The sequence below is a fragment of the Hydrogenophaga sp. genome (assembly GCF_018780385.1).
Classification (GTDB): Bacteria; Pseudomonadota; Gammaproteobacteria; order Burkholderiales; family Burkholderiaceae_C; genus Hydrogenophaga.
Genome location: NZ_JADMJO010000014.1, coordinates 151,514 through 167,424, shown reverse-complemented (window position 1 = coordinate 167,424; position 15,911 = coordinate 151,514). Strand labels below are relative to the sequence as shown.

17 protein-coding genes are annotated in these 15,911 nt (G+C 67.7%); 7 read left to right on the top strand and 10 right to left on the bottom strand.

The window, feature by feature from the left end:
• Positions 1-108: 108 nt before the first annotated feature.
• Genes IV113_RS08095 through IV113_RS08080 form a run of 4 tightly spaced genes read left to right on the top strand, consistent with a single transcriptional unit; the run spans position 109 to position 5,360 of the window.
• The gene (locus IV113_RS08095) at positions 109-3,657 is read left to right on the top strand and encodes an LAGLIDADG family homing endonuclease (RefSeq protein WP_291082821.1); all 3,549 of its coding nucleotides are present in this window, start codon (positions 109-111) and stop codon (positions 3,655-3,657) included.
• Positions 3,654-4,313 (top strand): nitroreductase family protein, encoded by a 660-nt coding sequence (locus IV113_RS08090; protein ID WP_291082818.1) that lies wholly within the window; start codon positions 3,654-3,656, stop codon positions 4,311-4,313. Before IV113_RS08095 ends, IV113_RS08090 begins: the two co-directional genes overlap by 4 nt.
• Before the next feature lie 13 nt (positions 4,314-4,326).
• Entirely contained in the window at positions 4,327-4,731 is a 405-nt protein-coding gene (locus tag IV113_RS08085; RefSeq protein WP_291082815.1) for a ribonucleotide reductase subunit alpha, read from the top strand.
• 53 nt (positions 4,732-4,784) lie between these two features.
• Positions 4,785-5,360 carry a hemerythrin domain-containing protein gene (locus IV113_RS08080; protein ID WP_291082812.1) on the top strand — a complete coding sequence of 192 codons (576 nt, stop codon included), beginning with the start codon at positions 4,785-4,787 and terminating at the stop codon, positions 5,358-5,360.
• Between the two features lie 3 nt (positions 5,361-5,363).
• Here IV113_RS08080 and IV113_RS08075 read toward each other — a convergent pair whose 3' ends face one another.
• The 3 genes from IV113_RS08075 to IV113_RS08065 are packed head-to-tail and all read right to left on the bottom strand — an operon-like array spanning position 5,364 to position 8,356.
• Positions 5,364-6,065: a fumarylacetoacetate hydrolase family protein gene (locus IV113_RS08075; RefSeq protein ID WP_291082809.1), complete on the bottom strand. Its 702-nt coding sequence runs from the start codon at positions 6,063-6,065 to the stop codon at positions 5,364-5,366.
• A 14-nt stretch (positions 6,066-6,079) separates the two neighbouring features.
• Positions 6,080-7,138 (bottom strand): cupin domain-containing protein, encoded by a 1,059-nt coding sequence (locus IV113_RS08070; protein ID WP_291082806.1) that lies wholly within the window; start codon positions 7,136-7,138, stop codon positions 6,080-6,082.
• Between the two features lie 15 nt (positions 7,139-7,153).
• Positions 7,154-8,356, bottom strand: a complete 1,203-nt coding sequence (locus IV113_RS08065; RefSeq protein WP_291082803.1) for a 3-hydroxybenzoate 6-monooxygenase — start codon at positions 8,354-8,356, stop codon at positions 7,154-7,156.
• A gap of 90 nt (positions 8,357-8,446) precedes the next feature.
• Here IV113_RS08065 and IV113_RS08060 point away from each other — a divergent pair, with 90 nt between their 5' ends.
• Entirely contained in the window at positions 8,447-8,920 is a 474-nt protein-coding gene (locus tag IV113_RS08060) for a MarR family transcriptional regulator (protein ID WP_291082800.1), read from the top strand.
• A gap of 280 nt (positions 8,921-9,200) precedes the next feature.
• On the opposite strand, the gene IV113_RS08055 is transcribed toward IV113_RS08060, so the two are convergent.
• Positions 9,201-10,088: an alpha/beta hydrolase gene (locus IV113_RS08055; protein WP_291082797.1), complete on the bottom strand. Its 888-nt coding sequence runs from the start codon at positions 10,086-10,088 to the stop codon at positions 9,201-9,203.
• A gap of 64 nt (positions 10,089-10,152) precedes the next feature.
• The gene (locus IV113_RS08050; RefSeq protein WP_291082794.1) at positions 10,153-10,755 is read right to left on the bottom strand and encodes a TetR/AcrR family transcriptional regulator; all 603 of its coding nucleotides are present in this window, start codon (positions 10,753-10,755) and stop codon (positions 10,153-10,155) included.
• A gap of 118 nt (positions 10,756-10,873) precedes the next feature.
• On the opposite strand from IV113_RS08050, the gene IV113_RS08045 reads away from it, so the two are divergent.
• Positions 10,874-11,371 carry a hypothetical protein gene (locus IV113_RS08045; RefSeq protein WP_291082791.1) on the top strand — a complete coding sequence of 166 codons (498 nt, stop codon included), beginning with the start codon at positions 10,874-10,876 and terminating at the stop codon, positions 11,369-11,371.
• Positions 11,368-12,738: a GAF domain-containing protein gene (locus tag IV113_RS08040; RefSeq protein WP_291082788.1), complete on the top strand. Its 1,371-nt coding sequence runs from the start codon at positions 11,368-11,370 to the stop codon at positions 12,736-12,738. Before IV113_RS08045 ends, IV113_RS08040 begins: the two co-directional genes overlap by 4 nt.
• On the opposite strand, the gene IV113_RS08035 is transcribed toward IV113_RS08040, so the two are convergent.
• From IV113_RS08035 to IV113_RS08015, 5 genes are all read right to left on the bottom strand, one after another.
• The gene (locus tag IV113_RS08035) at positions 12,735-13,478 is read right to left on the bottom strand and encodes a hemerythrin domain-containing protein (protein ID WP_291082786.1); all 744 of its coding nucleotides are present in this window, start codon (positions 13,476-13,478) and stop codon (positions 12,735-12,737) included. The two genes, IV113_RS08040 and IV113_RS08035, sit on opposite strands and share 4 nt — an antisense overlap.
• Before the next feature lie 166 nt (positions 13,479-13,644).
• Positions 13,645-14,049 (bottom strand): alternative ribosome rescue aminoacyl-tRNA hydrolase ArfB, encoded by a 405-nt coding sequence (gene arfB / locus IV113_RS08030; RefSeq protein ID WP_291082784.1) that lies wholly within the window; start codon positions 14,047-14,049, stop codon positions 13,645-13,647.
• Positions 14,050-14,079: 30 nt separating this feature from the next.
• Positions 14,080-14,622, bottom strand: coding sequence for a cytochrome b/b6 domain-containing protein (locus IV113_RS08025; protein ID WP_291082782.1), 543 nt, complete (start codon positions 14,620-14,622; stop codon positions 14,080-14,082).
• The gene (locus tag IV113_RS08020) at positions 14,619-14,876 is read right to left on the bottom strand and encodes a PepSY domain-containing protein (protein ID WP_291082779.1); all 258 of its coding nucleotides are present in this window, start codon (positions 14,874-14,876) and stop codon (positions 14,619-14,621) included. Before IV113_RS08020 ends, IV113_RS08025 begins: the two co-directional genes overlap by 4 nt.
• Positions 14,877-15,010: 134 nt before the next feature.
• Complete coding sequence (locus IV113_RS08015) at positions 15,011-15,865, bottom strand: ABC transporter permease (RefSeq protein WP_291082776.1); 855 nt, start codon at positions 15,863-15,865, stop codon at positions 15,011-15,013.
• Between the last annotated feature and the right edge of the window lie 46 nt (positions 15,866-15,911).

Sequence of the window (15,911 nt, the reverse complement as noted above, 5' to 3'; positions counted from 1 at the left end):
TGACAGGGGGCGACACCTGAGGCCCGGCGGAGCCGGTTCCTCGGTGTCTCTGGGCTGGGGCATTTCGCGCGGTGCGGTGTGGCAACTGATTGAAAGGAAAGTCTGAACATGAAACGCGACGCATTGAAATCTGCCTCCACCGCCATCGGCCAGCAACCCATCACGCTGGACGTGCTGAAAGAAAAATACCTCAAGGACGGCGAGACCAGCGAGCAAGACATCTACCGCCGCGTGGCGCGTGCCATGGCCTCGGTGGAGCCCGAGGCCGACCGTGCGCTGTGGGAACAGCGTTTCTTCGACAACCTGCAGGCGGGCGCCATCGGTGCGGGCCGCATCATGAGCGCGGCCGGCACGGCGATCCAGGCCACGCTGATCAACTGCTTCGTGCAGCCCGTGGGCGACTGCATCCAGGGCCTGGACGACGGCGGTTACCCCGGCATCTACGAAGCCCTGCGCGAAGCCGCCGAGACCATGCGCCGGGGCGGTGGCGTGGGCTACGACTTCTCGCGCATCCGCCCGCGCGGCGCCGAGGTCAAGACCATGGCCTCGCTGGCCTCGGGTCCGTGCAGCTACATCAACGTGTTCGACCATTCGTGTGCCACGGTGGAGAGCGCGGGCGCGCGGCGCGGTGCGCAGATGGGCGTGCTGCGCATCGACCACCCCGACGTGATCGAGTTCATCACCGCCAAGCGCACACCGGGGCGCTGGAACAACTTCAACGTGTCGGTGGGCGTGAGCGACGCCTTCATGCGCGCGCTGGCCGACGACCAGCCCTGGGAGCTGGTGCACCGCGCGCGCCCTGGCGCGGCGCTGATGGCCCAGGGCGCCCACCAGCGCTCCGATGGCCTGTGGGTCTACCGCAGCATGCCCGCGCGCGAGCTGTGGGACACGGTGATGCGCTCCACCTACGACTTCGCCGAGCCCGGCATCCTGTTCCTCGACCACATCCAGCGCGACAACAACCTGCGCTACTGCGAGACCATCGAGGCGACGAACCCCTGCGTGACGGCCGATACCCGGCTGGCAACGCAACACGGACTGGTGCGGATCGGCGACCTGTGCGCAAGCGGGCTGCCACTGGAGACCACAGTGGATCGCCGAGCGCTTGGAGGCGAGGGGCGTGGTGTCGACACCCGTCCAGCCAAGCCCGCCTTCATGACCGCCCGCCTGGCCGATGTCTTCAAGGTCACCACCGAAGATGGCTACGAGATCAAGGCCACGGCCTGGCACGATTTCTACACGTCGCGCGGCAAGGTCAAGTTGTCGGATTTGAAGGTGGGCGACGAGTTGTGGGTGCAGTCAGGCAAGGGCCAGTTTGGCCAGCAGGGCAGCGAGGAGCTGGGCATTCTGCTGGGTCTGATCACGGGCGATGGCCATTTCATCCACCGGGGCAAAGGTCAGGAGGTCGTTTGCATCAACCTCTGGAATCAGGAACGCGAACTCGCCGAGCGGGTGACCACCACGGTCAACGCCATGATTGCCGGCTTGTCGCGAACGCAGAGGACCTACTGCGTCTCGCCGGTGTCGGTGGCTGAGCGCAACCACGTGTTCATTCGCTCCGTGCTGTTGGCGCGTGCCCTGGAGGCACTCGGTTTCACGCGGGCCACCAAGCTGAGGGTGCCCGAGGTGGTCTGGCAAGGCAACGAGGCGTGCGTCAAGGCCTATCTGAGGGCGCTTTTTCAGACCGACGGCACCGTCAACATCTCCGGGGCCAGCGAGAGTTGCTCCATCCGTTTGAGCTCCAGCTACCCACAACTGCTCCAGGATGTGCAGGTGCTGCTGGCCAATTTCGGGGTGTTCAGCCGTTTGCGTTTGCGCAGGGATGCGACCGTCAAGGCCATGCCCGACGGAAAGGGGGGACAGGCCGAATACGCTTGCAAGTCCCAATACGAACTCATCGTGGACGGCGAGTCCCGCGAGCAGTTCATGAGCGAAATCGGCTTCCTGCTCGATTACAAAACGGCCCGATACCGCGACTGGGTGGCTGGCAAGGCTTTGCGCAAGACCCAGCGCTTCTCGAGTCGGATTGCAGAAATCGTGTCCGCCGGCCAGGAGGCTGTTTACGACACCACCCAAGCCGATCACAACACCGTGATTTTCAATGGCGTGGTGACGGGGCAATGTGGTGAGCAGCCACTTCCACCCTACGGCTGCTGCGATCTCGGGCCGGTGATCCTGACGCGTTTCGTGCGCCACCCCTTCGGCTTCGGCGGCTTGCCCACCTTCGACTTCGAGGCCTTCGAGCAGGCGGTGGCACTGCAGGTGCGCGCGCTCGACAACGTGCTGGACGTGACCTTCTGGCCGCTGCCGCAGCAGCGCGACGAGTCGGCGGCCAAGCGGCGCATCGGCGTGGGCTTCACCGGCATGGGCAATGCGCTGGCCATGCTGTGCGTGCGCTACGACCGCCCCGAGGGGCGCACCCTGGCCGCGCAGATCGCCGAGCGCATGCGCGACGCGGCCTACGCGGCCTCCGTGGCGCTGGCGCAGGAGAAGGGCGCGTTCCCCAAATTCGACGCCGACGGCTACCTGGCCGAGGGCACCTTCGCCAGCCGCCTGCCCGAGGCGCTGCGCACGGCGATCCGCACGCACGGCATCCGCAACAGCCACCTGCTGTCGATCGCGCCCACCGGCACGGTCAGCCTGGCCTTTGCCGACAACGCGTCCAACGGCATCGAGCCGCCGTTTTCCTGGATGTACCGGCGCAAGAAGCGCGAGGCCGACGGCACGACCACCGACTACGCGGTGGAAGACCATGCCTGGCGGCTCTACCGCGAGCTCGGTGGTGACATGGCGCAACTGCCCGAGTTTTTCGTGAGCGCACTGTCCATGCCGGCGGCCGACCACCTGGCCATGATGGAGGCGGTGCAGCCCTTCGTGGACACGGCGATCTCCAAGACGGTGAACGTGCCGGCCGACTACGCGTACGACGATTTCAAGGATCTCTACCGCCAAGCCTGGCGCGCACAGCTCAAGGGGCTGGCGACCTACCGTCCCAACGCCATCCTGGGCTCGGTGCTCGACACCGGCACACACTCCGAAGTTTTGCCTGAGACAACAGCGAGCGTGGCCACCGTGGACCCGATGCGCAGCGTGATCGAGAGCCGGCCGCCGGGTGCGCTGTCGGCGGTGGCCGACAAGATCGAGTACTGGACGCAGGAAGGCCACCAGACCTTGTACCTGCTGGTGTCCTTCCTGCCCGTGCCGAGTGCCGACGGTTCGGGCACGGTCGAGCGCGCGATCGAGTTCTTCATGCCGGTGGGGCAGAGCGGCGAGTCGCAGCAGTGGGTGTCGTCCAGCATGCGCCTGCTCTCGCTGGCCGCGCGCGGTGGCTTCCTCGAACGCGCCCTGCGCGACATGCGCAAGGTGGCCTGGGACCGCGGACCGGTGCGCATGGGCACGCACCAGAAAGCCGATGGCACGCACGTGCCGATGTGGCACGACTCGGTGGTGGCGGCCATCGCCTACGCGGTGCAGACCCTGATCGCGCAGCGCGCCGGGATCACCCCCGCAGGCGCGCCCCCGCCACCGGTGGTGGTGGCGGCCACGCCGGGCCTCATGCCGGGCAAGAAGTGCGGCGAGTGCGGCGCGCATGCGGTGATCCGCAAGGACGGCTGTGACTACTGCACGCAGTGCGGTCACCTCGGGGTGTGCGGATGAACACGGTGCTGCGCAACAGGCCGTTGCAGGCGGCGTTCGAGGTTGATGCGGTCGAGCGGGAATGCGCCCGCACGGCGGCCGACCTGATCCACGCGCGCCAGACCGTGCTGCCCAAACGCCTGCTGGCGCCCGGACCGGATGCGGACCAGCTGCAGGCCTTGCTGGGTGCCGCTGCGGCTGCGCCGGACCACGGGCAGTTGCTGCCCTGGCGCTTCGTGATCGTGCCGCGCACCGAACGCGGCTCGCTGGCCGAGGTGTTCGCACGAGCGCTGCACGAGCGCGACGCCACCGCCACGCCCGAGCAACTGGACCAGGCGCGCGAGAAGGCGCACCGCGCGCCCTTCCTGTTGCTGGTGGTGGTTGACGGGCAGCGCGGCGACCCGGCGGTGGACCTGTCCGAGCGCATTCTCTCGGCCGGGTGCGCGGTGCAGAACATGCTGCTCATGGCCACCGCGATGGGTTTTGGCTCGGCCCTCACCAGTGGCAAGGCGCTGGGCTCCACCGCCTTGCGCCAGCGCTTCGGCCTGAGCGCGGGCGAACATGCCCTGTGTTTTCTGAGCGTGGGCACGGTGGCGGCACGCCGGCCCGCGCGCGCGCGCCCGACCATGGCCGACTACTGCAGCACGCTCGGCCCCGCGCCGGTGAATGCCAACTGAATCTGGAGACACCATGAACATTCAAACCTTCGACGACCTGCTGAGCGCCGCGCGCCTGCAACCGCTGCCGCAGCGCCTGCTGTTCGTGTTTGCCGGCGTGGAGCTGCCCGACGACGCCACCGAGGCCCAGCGGCTCGAATTCGAACGCGGCGAGGGCGGCGCGCTGGTGCCGCAGATGTGCGTGGACAAGGGGCTGGACGAACTCCACTCGTTTGATCAACTGGTGCAAGAGGCAGAGGCCTTTGGTCAGCCGTGGGGCATGGTGTTTGCTGCTGCGCTGGCGGGCACGCCGGGCCGACAACCCGAGAGTGCCGAGGCCGAACAGCCACTGCAGGACATGGTGGAGGCGATCCGCCAGGGCCAGCTGCACGCTTTCATTCCGTTCGACCCGCAAGGGCAGGCCGTGGCTCTGGGATGAGGTGAAACAAACACCCCCGCCGCGCTTCGCGCGCTGCGTGATGGAAATCTGACATGGTCACCACGATCCCCCTCACATCGATCACCTTGCCCGGTCACCGCGCGCCCGCCGCGGGGTTCGAAGCGCCGTTCGAGATGCTGGGCGCCTGCCACGAGCGCGTCGAGCGCATGCTGGGCTTGCTGGCCAAGCTGCAGCAGCACGTGTTGGTGCGCGGCTGGGACGAGAGCGTGGCCAGCGCCGCGTGTGACGTGATGCGTTATTTCGACCTGGCCGCCCCGCTGCACCACGAAGACGAGGAGCGCCATGTGTTCCCGCCACTGCTGGCCGGCGATGACGCGGCGCTGCGTCAGGTGGTGCAAGGCCTGCAGCAGGACCACCGCGACATGGAAGCGGCCTGGGTGACGGTGCGTGCAGCGCTGGCGTCTGTGGCGCAGGCGCCACCTCCGGGGTGGGCCCACTTCAGCCCGCAGGAAGAGGCGGCGCTCATCGGCTTCGCCCGGCTGTACGACCACCACCTGTGCCAGGAAGACGGCCTGGTCTACCCGGTCTCACAGGCCCAGTTGTCGGCCGATGCCTTGCGCGCCATGAGCGCCGACATGATGCGCCGCCGGGGGCTGGAACCCACCTGAAAGTCAGGCCTTCGGCCCCACCTGCAGCGCCACCTCGCCCACACCTTCCACGGAGCCCGTGATGCGGTCACCCGGCAGCACCGCGCCCACGCCTTCGGGCGTGCCGGTGTAGATCAGGTCGCCGGGTTGCAGGTGGTAGAAGAGCGAGAGGTCGGCAATGATTTCGCGGATGTTCCAGATCAGCTTGTCCACGTCGGACTTCTGCTTCACCGCGCCGTTGACCGCCAGCTCGATGCCACCGCGCTCGATCACCACACCCGGCATGGGCACGATCTCGCTGCACACCGACGAATGCTCCACGTCCTTGCCCAGGTCCCAGGGGCGGCCCTTGTCGCGCGCCACCAGCTGCAGGTCGCGCCGCGTCATGTCCAGACCGGCCGCATAGCCGTAAATGATCTCGTGTGCGTCTTCGGCCTTCACGCGGAAGCCGGGTTTGCCGATCGCCAGCACCAGCTCCATCTCGAAGTGGTAGTTGGCCGTCTCGCTCGGGTAGGGCGTGGTTGCGCCCGACAGCGCCAGCGTCTGCGGCGCCTTGGTGAAGTAGAACGGTCGCTCGGCCGTCTTGTTCACCGGCTTGCCCATTTCCACCGCGTGCGCGTGGTAGTTGCGGCCGACGAAGAACAGGCGGTTGACGGGGAATTGCTCGGTCTTGCCGCGCACGGGCACGGCCGCAACGGGGGGTGGGGGGAAGAGGTAGGTGGTCATGGGTTGGGGCCGGTTCAGGGCATGGAGGGTTGGTTGTCGGGACGCACTTCGTAGACGCCGAGCTTGCGGTGCAGCGGCGATTCGTCGGCGATGAAAAGGAAGGCCGGTGCGCTGGCCGAGGCGTTGCTGAGCGTGGTGGCGGTGTAGCCGGGGATGCAGCAGGTGTCGGCGGCGACCAGGTCGAAGCCCTGCGCGTCGGTGGCCACGCGCGCCGCGCCTTCGATCACGTGGTAGACCACGGCCGGCGAACGCGCGGGCAGCTTGAGCGTTTGGCCCGGGCGCAGCATGAGTGCGTGGAAGCCGAGGATGTTCTCCACGTCTTCACCGGTCTCGGGGTTCACATAGGTCACCTGCACCGCGTCCACATCGGGCCGGTCGGCCGCGATCGACTCCAGCGCGGCCTTCGCATCGGCCCAGGGGTAGCGCAGCATGGGGTAACGCTTGCCGCTGCGGCCGAACACGGGTGTGGGCACGACGCCGGCGCGGGCGTACGCGCGGTCGCCCTGTCCAGGCTTGGTGTCCTGGCGCGCGCCGTTGAGGTGGTAGCTCACCTCCAGGTAGTAAGCCAGCGGCAGGTCGAGCACGTCGAGCCAGATCACCGGTTCGGTGCCGTCGTGGCCGTGCTCGTGCCACAGGCCGGTGGGCGTGAGGATCAGGTCGCCGCGCGACATGGGGCAGCGCTCTCCGTCCACCGTGGTCCAGGCGCCTTCGCCTTCCACCACCATGCGCACGGCGTTGGGCGTGTGGCGGTGGCTCGGTGCCCACTCGCCGGGCATCAGCAGCTGCATGCCGAGGTACATGGCCGCACTGGCCTGCATCTTCTCCAGCGTGTGGCCCGGGTTGGCCAGCACCAGCACGCGGCGCTCGGCCTTCTCGATCGGGGTGAGCTCACCGGCTTTGAGCAGCAGCGGCTTGATGGTCTTGTAGGGCCAGTGCGTGGCCTGCGTCTGGCGCGTGGGGATGGTCGGCGGCAGCACGCCGCGCAGGCTGGGCCACAGCGGCACCAGGTTGAGCGCGCGCAGCTCGGCCACGTAGTCGGCGGGCAGGTCTTCGAGTCGTCCGAGGTCGTTCATGTTGTCTCCGTGTGTTCAGTGGGCGGCCAGGCAGTTCTGCACGTTCCAGCCGTAGAGCCACTCCATGGCGTCGTAAAAACGCTCGGGCGTGCGGCCCTTCCAGAGGTCGTTGCGCACCAGGCGTTCGACGCCTTTGGCGTGGTAGATGCGGCCCATCTCGCGCGAGCTCAACACGATGCGCGCGGTGCGCGCCACGCGCGAGCGCTGGTAGAGGTCGAAGGCCTTCTCGATGTCGTTGCCGTGCACGCGCAAGGCTTCGCCGAGCGTCACCGCGTCCTCGATCGCCATGCACGCGCCTTGCGCCATGTACTGCGTGGTGGGGTGGGCCGCGTCGCCCAGCAGCGTGACGCGGCCAAAGCTCCACTGGCCGATGGGCTCGCGGTCGGCCGTGGCCCAGCGTTTCCAGCTTTTCGGCAGGTCGATCAACTGCCGCGCCTTGGGGCACAAGCCTTGAAAGTAGCTCTGCACTTCTGCCTGGCTGCCCTCGGTCACGCCCCACTCTTCCTGCTCGCGGCTGTGGAAGGTCACGACCACGTTGTACTGCTCGCCGCCGCGCAGGGGGTAGTGCACCAGGTGACAGTTGGGCCCGACCCAGATGCTGGCTGCGTTCCATTGCAGGTCTACGGGAAAGTCGGCCTTGTCGACCACCGCGCGGTAGACCACGTGGCCGGTCACGCGCGCCTCGTCACCCACGAACTGCTGGCGCACGACAGACTTCACGCCGTCGGCGCCGATCAGCGCCAGGCCGCGGTGGGCGTTGCCGTGCTGGTCGTGCACCGTCACGCCATTCGCATCCTGCTCCACGCGCGCCACGCGGGTGGAGGTGACGAACTGAATCTGCCCGCTGGCCTGCACGCCTTCGAGCAGCGAGCCGTGCGCGTCCGCCCGGTGGATCACGGCGTAGGGGTTGCCGAAGCGCTGGCGGAAGGCTTCACCGGTGGGGATCATGCCGACCTGGACTTCGTCGATGGCGTCGTGCATGACCATGAAGTCGGTGTACACGGCGCGCTGGCGCGCGGCCTCGCCCACGCCCAGCGCGTCAAACGCGTGAAAGGCGTTGGGCCCGAGCTGCATGCCCGCGCCGATCTCACCCAGCTCGGCCGCCTGCTCCAGCACCTTGACGTGAAAGCCCTGGCGCACCAGGGCGAGCGCCGCGGCCAGGCCGCCAATGCCGCCACCGGCAACGATGACGGGCAAGTCTGAATGGGGTGCGCTCATCGGTGTCTCCTCGATATGCATCGCATGCTTATGATCAGTGTACTTATTGTATGACCGGTGCTAGGATTCCCGCAACCCCCATCCATCGCCATGAAACGCAGCCCTCCCGCCGTCGACATCGACCACCAGCCCGGCCACTACATCCGCCGGCTGCACCAGATCTCGGTGGGCATCTTCCTGCAGGAGCTGGGCGAGATCGGCATCACCCCGGTGCAATACGCCGCCCTGCAGACCGTGGCCAACCACCCGGGTATTGACCAGCGCACGCTGGCGCGCACGATTGCGCTGGACGCCTCCACCACCGGCGGCGTGGTCGACCGGCTGGAAGCCCGTGGCTGGCTGGAGCGCCGCACCGCGCCCGAAGACCGACGCGCCCGCCAGCTTGCGCTCACCGACGCCGGCGTGCAATTGCTGGGCGAGGCCGTGCCGGCCATGCTGGGCGCGCAAGACTTGATCCTGGGGCCACTCTCCGAGCGCCAGCGCGCCCAGTTCATGAAGCTGCTGCGCCTGCTGGTGGACACCAACAACGAACACAGCCGCGCGCCCAGCGAAGCGATGAAGTGAGCGCGGTGGGGCTAGAGCCTGCTCTAAGTCTGTCTGGGGCCGCGTTGGGTCGAAATCGGGATGAGTTGCCCGCCCACATGCCGCCGCTGGGCTCATGCCCATGCAAGGGATTGGGTGGGCAAATCGCCCGATTTCGTCCCAACCCGGAGGGCAAGAGTCTTTTCGGGCGGTCTGCCGCGTTGCAAAGCCTCGCCGGGCCACCGGCCCGGCTGCGTTTTGCGCCTTGCAGCCCATCCCGAAAAGACTCTTGCGCGGCCCCAGACAGACTTAGAGCAGGCTCTTAGCCCCGCAGGTGTGCCACCACCGCCTGCAGCACCTGCTCGTCGCGCAGCAGCCGGGTGTGGCCCAGGCCGTTGGTTTCCATCAACTGCGCGCCAGCGATCGCATCGCGGTAGGCCTCGGCGTCGGCGAAGCGGTTGATGCGGTCTTCGCGGTCGTGCACGATGAGCGTGGGCACGGCCACGCGCGGGCCGACCGCCGCCGGCTCGAACTGACGCATCAGAATGCCTTCGCGCGCTTCCACCCGTTGCTGCATGCGCGAGCGCGTGTCCTCGCTCAGACCGAACACCATGGCGAACAGGCGCGTGTACGCGTGCGGCGAGGCCGGAGGTGCGAGCAGCGCCAGCCGGGCCACGGGCAGGCCGCGCGCGGCGGCGTAGGCCAGTGCGTTGGCCGCCAGCGAATGCGCCACCACGGCGCGCACCTCATGGCCCTGTTGCTGCAGGCGGGCGGTGACGTACTCGATGGCGCGCGCGAACTGCGGCAGGTTGCTGGTGCTGCCCTGACTGCGGCCGTGGGCGGGCAGGTCCACCAGCATGGGCCGCAGGCCTTGCGCCTCCAATGCCTGTGCCAGCGGCAGCATCTGCGCGGCATGGCCGCCCCAGCCGTGCAGCAAGAGCACCACCGGGCCGGGTGGGCCCGGCGGGGGCTGGTACAGCGTGACGCTGGCCTGCTCGAAGGGCCAGGGCGTGGCCTGCCAGGTGGCCAGTGCGGGTTGCCGGCGGTGCAACCATTTTGGTGGCAGCGGCGTGCCGAACAGGCGAAGGGCGCCGCGCACGGCCAGCGAGGGCCAGACGCGCTCGGACAGGCCCAGCGCCCAGCGCAGCCAGCGTGTGCCTGGGGTGGTCTGGTAGTAGGCGGAGGCTGTCTGAAGGGGTGTGGTGGTCATGGGCTTCTCCTGTAATCGCACAGTCGTGCGAAATTGGTTCAAAAAAAAGCAAGCAGAAAATGGCTCAGATTTGATAGGTCTTGACCAGCCGCGCCCAGGTGGCCTGCGCGCGCTCGGTGGCGCGGGGGTCGCGCAGGAAGCGCACGTCGTGCACCAGTCCGATCGCCAGGCTGCAGATCTCGCCCACCAGTTGTTCGGCGTCGGTGTCGGGCTGGAGGTGGCCGACCTCGATCGCCTGCAACACGGTGCGGCGCAGTGCGGCACGCCAGCGCGTGACTTCGCCCAGCAACAGGTCGCGCAGTTCGCCCTCGCGGTCATCGAGTTCGAAGGCGCCCGAGGTGTAAAGGCAGCCGGTGTGGGCCTCGACATCGCGCAGACGGATGAACCAGCGCCGAACGATCTCGCTCAGCCGCGGCAGCCCCTTGGGAACCTGCATAGCCGGCACGAACACGTCGGCAAGGAAGCGGCGGCCGAACTCCTCGATCACCGCCTTCTGCAAGGCTTCGCGCGAGCCCACACGCGAGAACACGCCGCTTTTGGAAACGCCGATGCGATCGGCCACCGCCTGCAGCGTGATGGCCTCCAGCCCGTCGGACGAAGCGAGGTCCAGCGCCGCGCCCACGATGGCGGCGCGTGTCATTTCACTTTTCTGGGTCCGGGCATCCATGGGCCATATTTTGGCACACATGTGCGAAATTGCAAATGTTCGAGTTTCTGCGGGCGCTTGGCGTTGCGGCACCTGCTCGCTATGATCGCGGCGTCCCGTCCACCGACGCCGGCCCCCCTTGGAACAACCCAGCCCACCCCTGTTGACACCGGAGCACCTGGCCATGATGGACGGGGGCATCTCGGTCATCGCCAGCAGTTGCGGCCCCGACCTCACGCCCAGTGTGATGCGCGCCGTCGGCAGCCTGGTGCAGGCGCAGGGCCGTCACATCACGGTGTACGTCTGCCGCAGCCAGGCGGGGCAGTTGCTCGGCGATGTGGCCCGCAGTGGGCGCCTGGCGGTCGTTTTCAGCCAGCCGAGCAGCCACAAGACCGTGCAGCTCAAGACACGTGGTGCCCGTCTGCGCGAGGCGCGTGAGGACGACGTGCCGGCACTGCAGCGTTACCTGCGCGGCATGGAGATCGAGCTGACGCGCATCGGCTTTGGCGCGGTCTACGCACGCGCGATGCTGTCGCACCGACTGGACGACGTGGTGGCCATCGAATTTGAACCCGAGCTGGCCTTTGACCAGACACCCGGTGCCAGGGCGGGCCAGCCCATCACGGGCGCCGCATGACGGCGGCACTCCCATTGCCTGCGGTGGATCTGGGCGAGGTGCGGCCCTGCCTGGAGGGTGCGATTCCCGCCATCATGGCCACCACCGCGGCCGACGGCACGCCCAACGTGGCCTACATCTCGCAGGTCTATTACGTGGACGAAGGCCACGTGGCGCTGTCGTTCCAGTTCTTCAACAAGACGCGCCAGAACCTGCTGGTCAATCCGCGTTCCACGCTGCTGGTGCTCAACCCGCTCAACGCGGTGTTCTACCGGCTGCACCTGCGTTACCTGCGCACCGAGGACGCGGGACCGGTGTTCGAGAGCATGAAGGCGCAACTGGCGGGGATCGCCTCGCACACCGGCATGGCCGACGTGTTCCGCCTTCGGGGGTCTGACATCCACGAAGTGATCGAGGTCGAGCGACTGCCACAGGAGCCGCTGCCCGAGGCCTTGCCCCCGCCGCCCCCCAGGCCCAACTTTCTCGCCGTGCTGCGCCGCGGCAGTGCGCGCCTCTCGGCCGCGCGCAGCCTGGGCGCGGCACTCGACGCCACGCTGGACACGCTGGAGCAGGACCTCGCGGTGCGCCACGCCATGGTGCTGATCTCGGACGCTGCTTCCCAGCGCCTGTACACCGTGGCCAGCCGTGGCTACGACACGTCGGGCGTGGGCTCCGAGATCGCACTCGGCGATGGCGTGATCGGCGTGGCCGCGCGCGAGTGCACGCCGGTGCGCATCATGCACATGACCAGCGCCTACCTGTACAGCAGCGCCATGCGCAGCAGCCTGGGCGACGCTCAACCGCAGAGCACCGACATCCCCTACCCCGGCCTGCCCGAGCCGCACAGCCAATTGGCGGTGCCCCTGCAGTCGGCCGGGCGGGTGGTCGGTGTGCTGTTCGTCGAGAGCCCGCTGGACATGCAGTTCAGCTTCGAGGACGAAGACCTGCTGGTGGCGCTCGGTGGCCAACTGGGCGCGGCCATCGACCTGATGCAGGAGGCCGAAGCGCCGTGCACTGAGGACGAAGTCAACGCCACGACGCCGGTGCCAGCGGTGGCGGCGGGCCCGGTGCTGCAGGTGCGGCACTACCGCAGCAACGACAGCGTCTTCATCAACAACGCCTACCTGATCAAGGGCGTGGCCGGTGCCATCCTGTGGAAACTGCTGCGCCACAGTCAGCAGGGCCGCAGCGAGTTCACCAACCGCGAACTGCGGCTGGACAGCTCGCTGCGCCTGCCCGAGGTGGCCGACAACCTTGAAGCCCGGCTGCTGTTGCTGCACCGCCGGCTCGCCGAGCAGTGCCCGCAATTGCGCATTCACAAGACCGGGCGCGGCTGCTTCCGCTTCGAGGCGCAGGGCCCGGTCGAGCTCGAGGACATCGCCGCTTAGCCGGCGACGAGGCCGGGCACCGGCGGCAGGCCGAGGCCGCGCGCGAGCTTGGTCCAGTCGCGCTGGTTGAGCAGCCCCTGCGTCCCTGTCAGCATGCCTTCGAACACGGGGGCGGGCGCGCCCGCGCGCATGCCCTCCATCACCCCCAGGCGCTCAGGCGCGTTCAGCTGGGGCAGCATCCAGCGCATCACCAACATCATCTCGGCCGGCGGGATGGTGGCCAGCAGGGCGTCGTGGATGCCGATCAACTCGGCGTCGCTGTACGCCGCCCAGAGCGCGGCGTTGTGCACTGTCTCCTCAGCGTGCATGTGCTGGAAGTTGTCGGCCACGAACAGGGCGAGTGCCAGGTAGAGGGCCTGGAGCGTGGCCTCGCGCTCGGCGGCCTCCAGGCCTGCAAGGCCTCGAGCGGCGTCACGCAGGTGGGCAATGTGGTGCAGGTGGCCTTCGTGGTCTTGCGCGACAGGCCCACAGACGCCGGGGCAGCGCGCTTCGAGCGCGGGGTGCACGGAATTGTTTTCGTGGGCGACGTGGCTGGCGCACAGGTCCATGAGTTCACCCACCCGGGTCGCGGCATGGGCCACATCGGCGGCGTCCGTGGGGTCGGCGCGGCCGACGGTGAGCAGGGTGTCGGCCATCAAGGCGCGCAAGGCTTTGTGGATACCGGCGTACATGTTGAACCGGCCGAGGTTGGTGCGGGCGGTGGCGGCCACGTGGGCCATTTCGAGTGCGTGGGATTGCATGGAGGTTCCTTGGGCGGGCAGAGCCCGGCTTGTCTCGTGATGACCGCAGCACCCCATGTGCAACGAATCATGGAAGACGAGTCTAGGAATCCACCGCGGCGCGCGCTGCTAAATAGCGCTTAAAGGAATCGTAAAAAAACCTTAAGCGAAGCGGGTGGCGGTAGTTTCAGTCCTGTCCGCGCACGCGACCGCGCAGTTGCTTGACGGTGGAGCGCGTGGCCTTGCCTTCCAGCCGGCGTTGCTTCGAACCGAAGGTGGGTTTGGTGGCCTTGCGTGCCTTGGGCAGCGTGGCCACGCTGTCCACCAGCGCCTGCAGGCGCTCGAGCGCTTCAGCCTTGTTCTGCTCCAGGCTGCGGCTGGTCTGCGCCTTGATCACCACCACGCCCTCGGTGGTGATGCGCTGGTCGCTGAGCGCCAGCAGGCGTTCCTTGATCGGCTCCGGCAGCGATGAGGCGTGGATGGCAAAACGCAGGTGCACCGCGTTGGACACCTTGTTCACGTTCTGCCCGCCCGCGCCCTGGGCACGGATGGCGGTGAACTCCACCTCGTTGGGATGCACGCTCGGGGACATGCGGCGAGTGTGCCACGCAGCCCCGCGCCCTCAGTAGCGCTCCTTCACGCCGGTGACCATGGCCTTGACGAGGCGCGTGCGCTCGATGCGGCCCATGACGATGGCCGCCGCTGCGTGCAAGCCGACCATCGGCAGCAACCACTCGCCCAGGCCTTCATGCAGGTCCTGCAGCCATTCCTCGCCCCAAAAGGCATCAAGGCCCTGCATCCAACCGGTGAGGCCCAGCGCCAGCACCATCGCCATGAGGCCGAGCACCATCAGCCCACCCAGCGGGTTGTGGCCCCAGTGGTGTTCGGCTTCACCACCGAACAGCGCGCGAACGTGGCTGGCCACGCGGCGTGGCGTCGGGAAGAAGTCGGCAAACCGCGCGTGGCGCGGGCCGATGAAGCCCCACACCACGCGCACACCCACCAGCGCTGCGGCCACGTAGCCCAGCCACTGGTGCAGGTCTTCACCGTCCTCCACCACGAACAGGTTGAGCAGAACGCAAGCCACCAGCGACCAGTGGAAGACGCGCACCAGCGGATCCCAGACCCGACGCGATGCGGCGGTGGTGGTGGTGGTGGTGTTCACTTCTGTTCCAGCGCCTTGCCGCTGACAGGGTCGAAATAGACCTCGACCTTCTTGCCTGCCTTGTCGGTGCCGTAGATCTCGTAGCACTGGCCCTTGGTCACTTTGAAGGTCTTGATCTGGTAGCCCTGGGCTTCCAGGTCCTTCTTGAAGGTGGCCTCGGGTTGCCACTTGTCCTTGGGTGCGGTGCAGGTGGGAGAAGCCAGTGCGGTGCCGGCCGCGGCGATCAGAAGGGTGGAGAGAACGAGCGATTTCATGTGGGTTTCCTGTGCAATGAACCCCCGCCGAAGTGCGGGTGAAGGCATTGCAACGCCCCAACTTGAAGCCAGCCTTAAGCGGCTTGTGACGGATGTGAGCAGCGGTAAGCAGGCACGCTGGGAGCTCCGCGAGCTCAGGGGGTGGTGGGCTTGCGCCACAGCAGCATCAGCGCCAGCAGGGCCGAGGCGATCATGAGGAACAGGCTGATGGCGTTGAGCACCGGTGTCGCGCCTTCGCGCATGCGGCTGTACATCAGCACGGTGAGTGGCGAGTCCGAACCGACCAACATCAGCGTCGTGTTGAAGTTCTCGAACGACATCAGGAAAGCCATGGCGGCCGCACCGATCATGCTCGGGCGCAGGTAGGGCAGGGTCACCGTCCACAGCACGGCGGCGCGGCTGGCGCCCAGGTTGTAGGCAGCCTCTTCCAGCGTGCGGTCGAAGCGGCGCAGGCTGGCCGAAATGGAGAGCGTGGCGATGGTGACGATGTAGCAGAACTGCCCCAGGATCACCAGCGGCAAGCCCGGGCGCAGGAAGTCGAGCTCCAGGCCCCAGGTCTCGTCAGCGAAGTTGGCGATGCGACTGGCGAACGCGAGGATGGAGATGCCCAGGATCACGCCCGGGATCACCAGCGGCAGCATGCTCAGCAGGGCGATGGCGTTCTTGCCGGGAAAGTCGAAGCGCTCCAGCAGGAAGGCGTTGCAGGTGCCCACGCCAACCGACAGCACCGTGACCCAGGTGGCGACCCAGGCGCTGGTGCCCAGGCTCTTGATCAGCTCGCCGTCGGCCAGCAGGCCGGTGCGCCTGTCGTTGTCGGCCACGAACCAGTCGAGTGTGAAACCCATCCAGGGCGGCGTGGGATGGGGCGCGTTGTTGAACGCGAAGAGGGCCACCACGGCCAGCGGCACGAACAGGAACACAAAGAACACCAGCACGAAGGCGTTGAGGCCGAGGCGCTGTGCGAAGGAGCGGGGGAGGCTGGGGATCATGTCAGTGGCCGCACGGCCGCCCGAAGGACACTGAGCGCCCCCTCGG

Excerpts from the sequence above, each read along its gene's own strand:
- IV113_RS08050 (WP_291082794.1), bottom strand. The coding sequence starts at position 10,755 with ATGGATGCCCGGACCCAGAAAAGTGAAATGACACGCGCCGCCATCGTG.
- IV113_RS08055 (WP_291082797.1), bottom strand. The coding sequence starts at position 10,088 with ATGACCACCACACCCCTTCAGACAGCCTCCGCCTACTACCAGACCACC.
- IV113_RS08020 (WP_291082779.1), bottom strand. The coding sequence starts at position 14,876 with ATGAAATCGCTCGTTCTCTCCACCCTTCTGATCGCCGCGGCCGGCACC.
- IV113_RS08090 (WP_291082818.1), top strand. The coding sequence starts at position 3,654 with ATGAACACGGTGCTGCGCAACAGGCCGTTGCAGGCGGCGTTCGAGGTT.
- IV113_RS08040 (WP_291082788.1), top strand. The coding sequence starts at position 11,368 with ATGACGGCGGCACTCCCATTGCCTGCGGTGGATCTGGGCGAGGTGCGG.
- IV113_RS08070 (WP_291082806.1), bottom strand. The coding sequence starts at position 7,138 with ATGAACGACCTCGGACGACTCGAAGACCTGCCCGCCGACTACGTGGCC.
- IV113_RS08060 (WP_291082800.1), top strand. The coding sequence starts at position 8,447 with ATGAAACGCAGCCCTCCCGCCGTCGACATCGACCACCAGCCCGGCCAC.
- IV113_RS08095 (WP_291082821.1), top strand. The coding sequence starts at position 109 with ATGAAACGCGACGCATTGAAATCTGCCTCCACCGCCATCGGCCAGCAA.
- IV113_RS08080 (WP_291082812.1), top strand. The coding sequence starts at position 4,785 with ATGGTCACCACGATCCCCCTCACATCGATCACCTTGCCCGGTCACCGC.
- IV113_RS08015 (WP_291082776.1), bottom strand. The coding sequence starts at position 15,865 with ATGATCCCCAGCCTCCCCCGCTCCTTCGCACAGCGCCTCGGCCTCAAC.
- IV113_RS08075 (WP_291082809.1), bottom strand. The coding sequence starts at position 6,065 with ATGACCACCTACCTCTTCCCCCCACCCCCCGTTGCGGCCGTGCCCGTG.
- IV113_RS08035 (WP_291082786.1), bottom strand. The coding sequence starts at position 13,478 with ATGCAATCCCACGCACTCGAAATGGCCCACGTGGCCGCCACCGCCCGC.
- arfB (WP_291082784.1), bottom strand. The coding sequence starts at position 14,049 with ATGTCCCCGAGCGTGCATCCCAACGAGGTGGAGTTCACCGCCATCCGT.
- IV113_RS08065 (WP_291082803.1), bottom strand. The coding sequence starts at position 8,356 with ATGAGCGCACCCCATTCAGACTTGCCCGTCATCGTTGCCGGTGGCGGC.
- IV113_RS08085 (WP_291082815.1), top strand. The coding sequence starts at position 4,327 with ATGAACATTCAAACCTTCGACGACCTGCTGAGCGCCGCGCGCCTGCAA.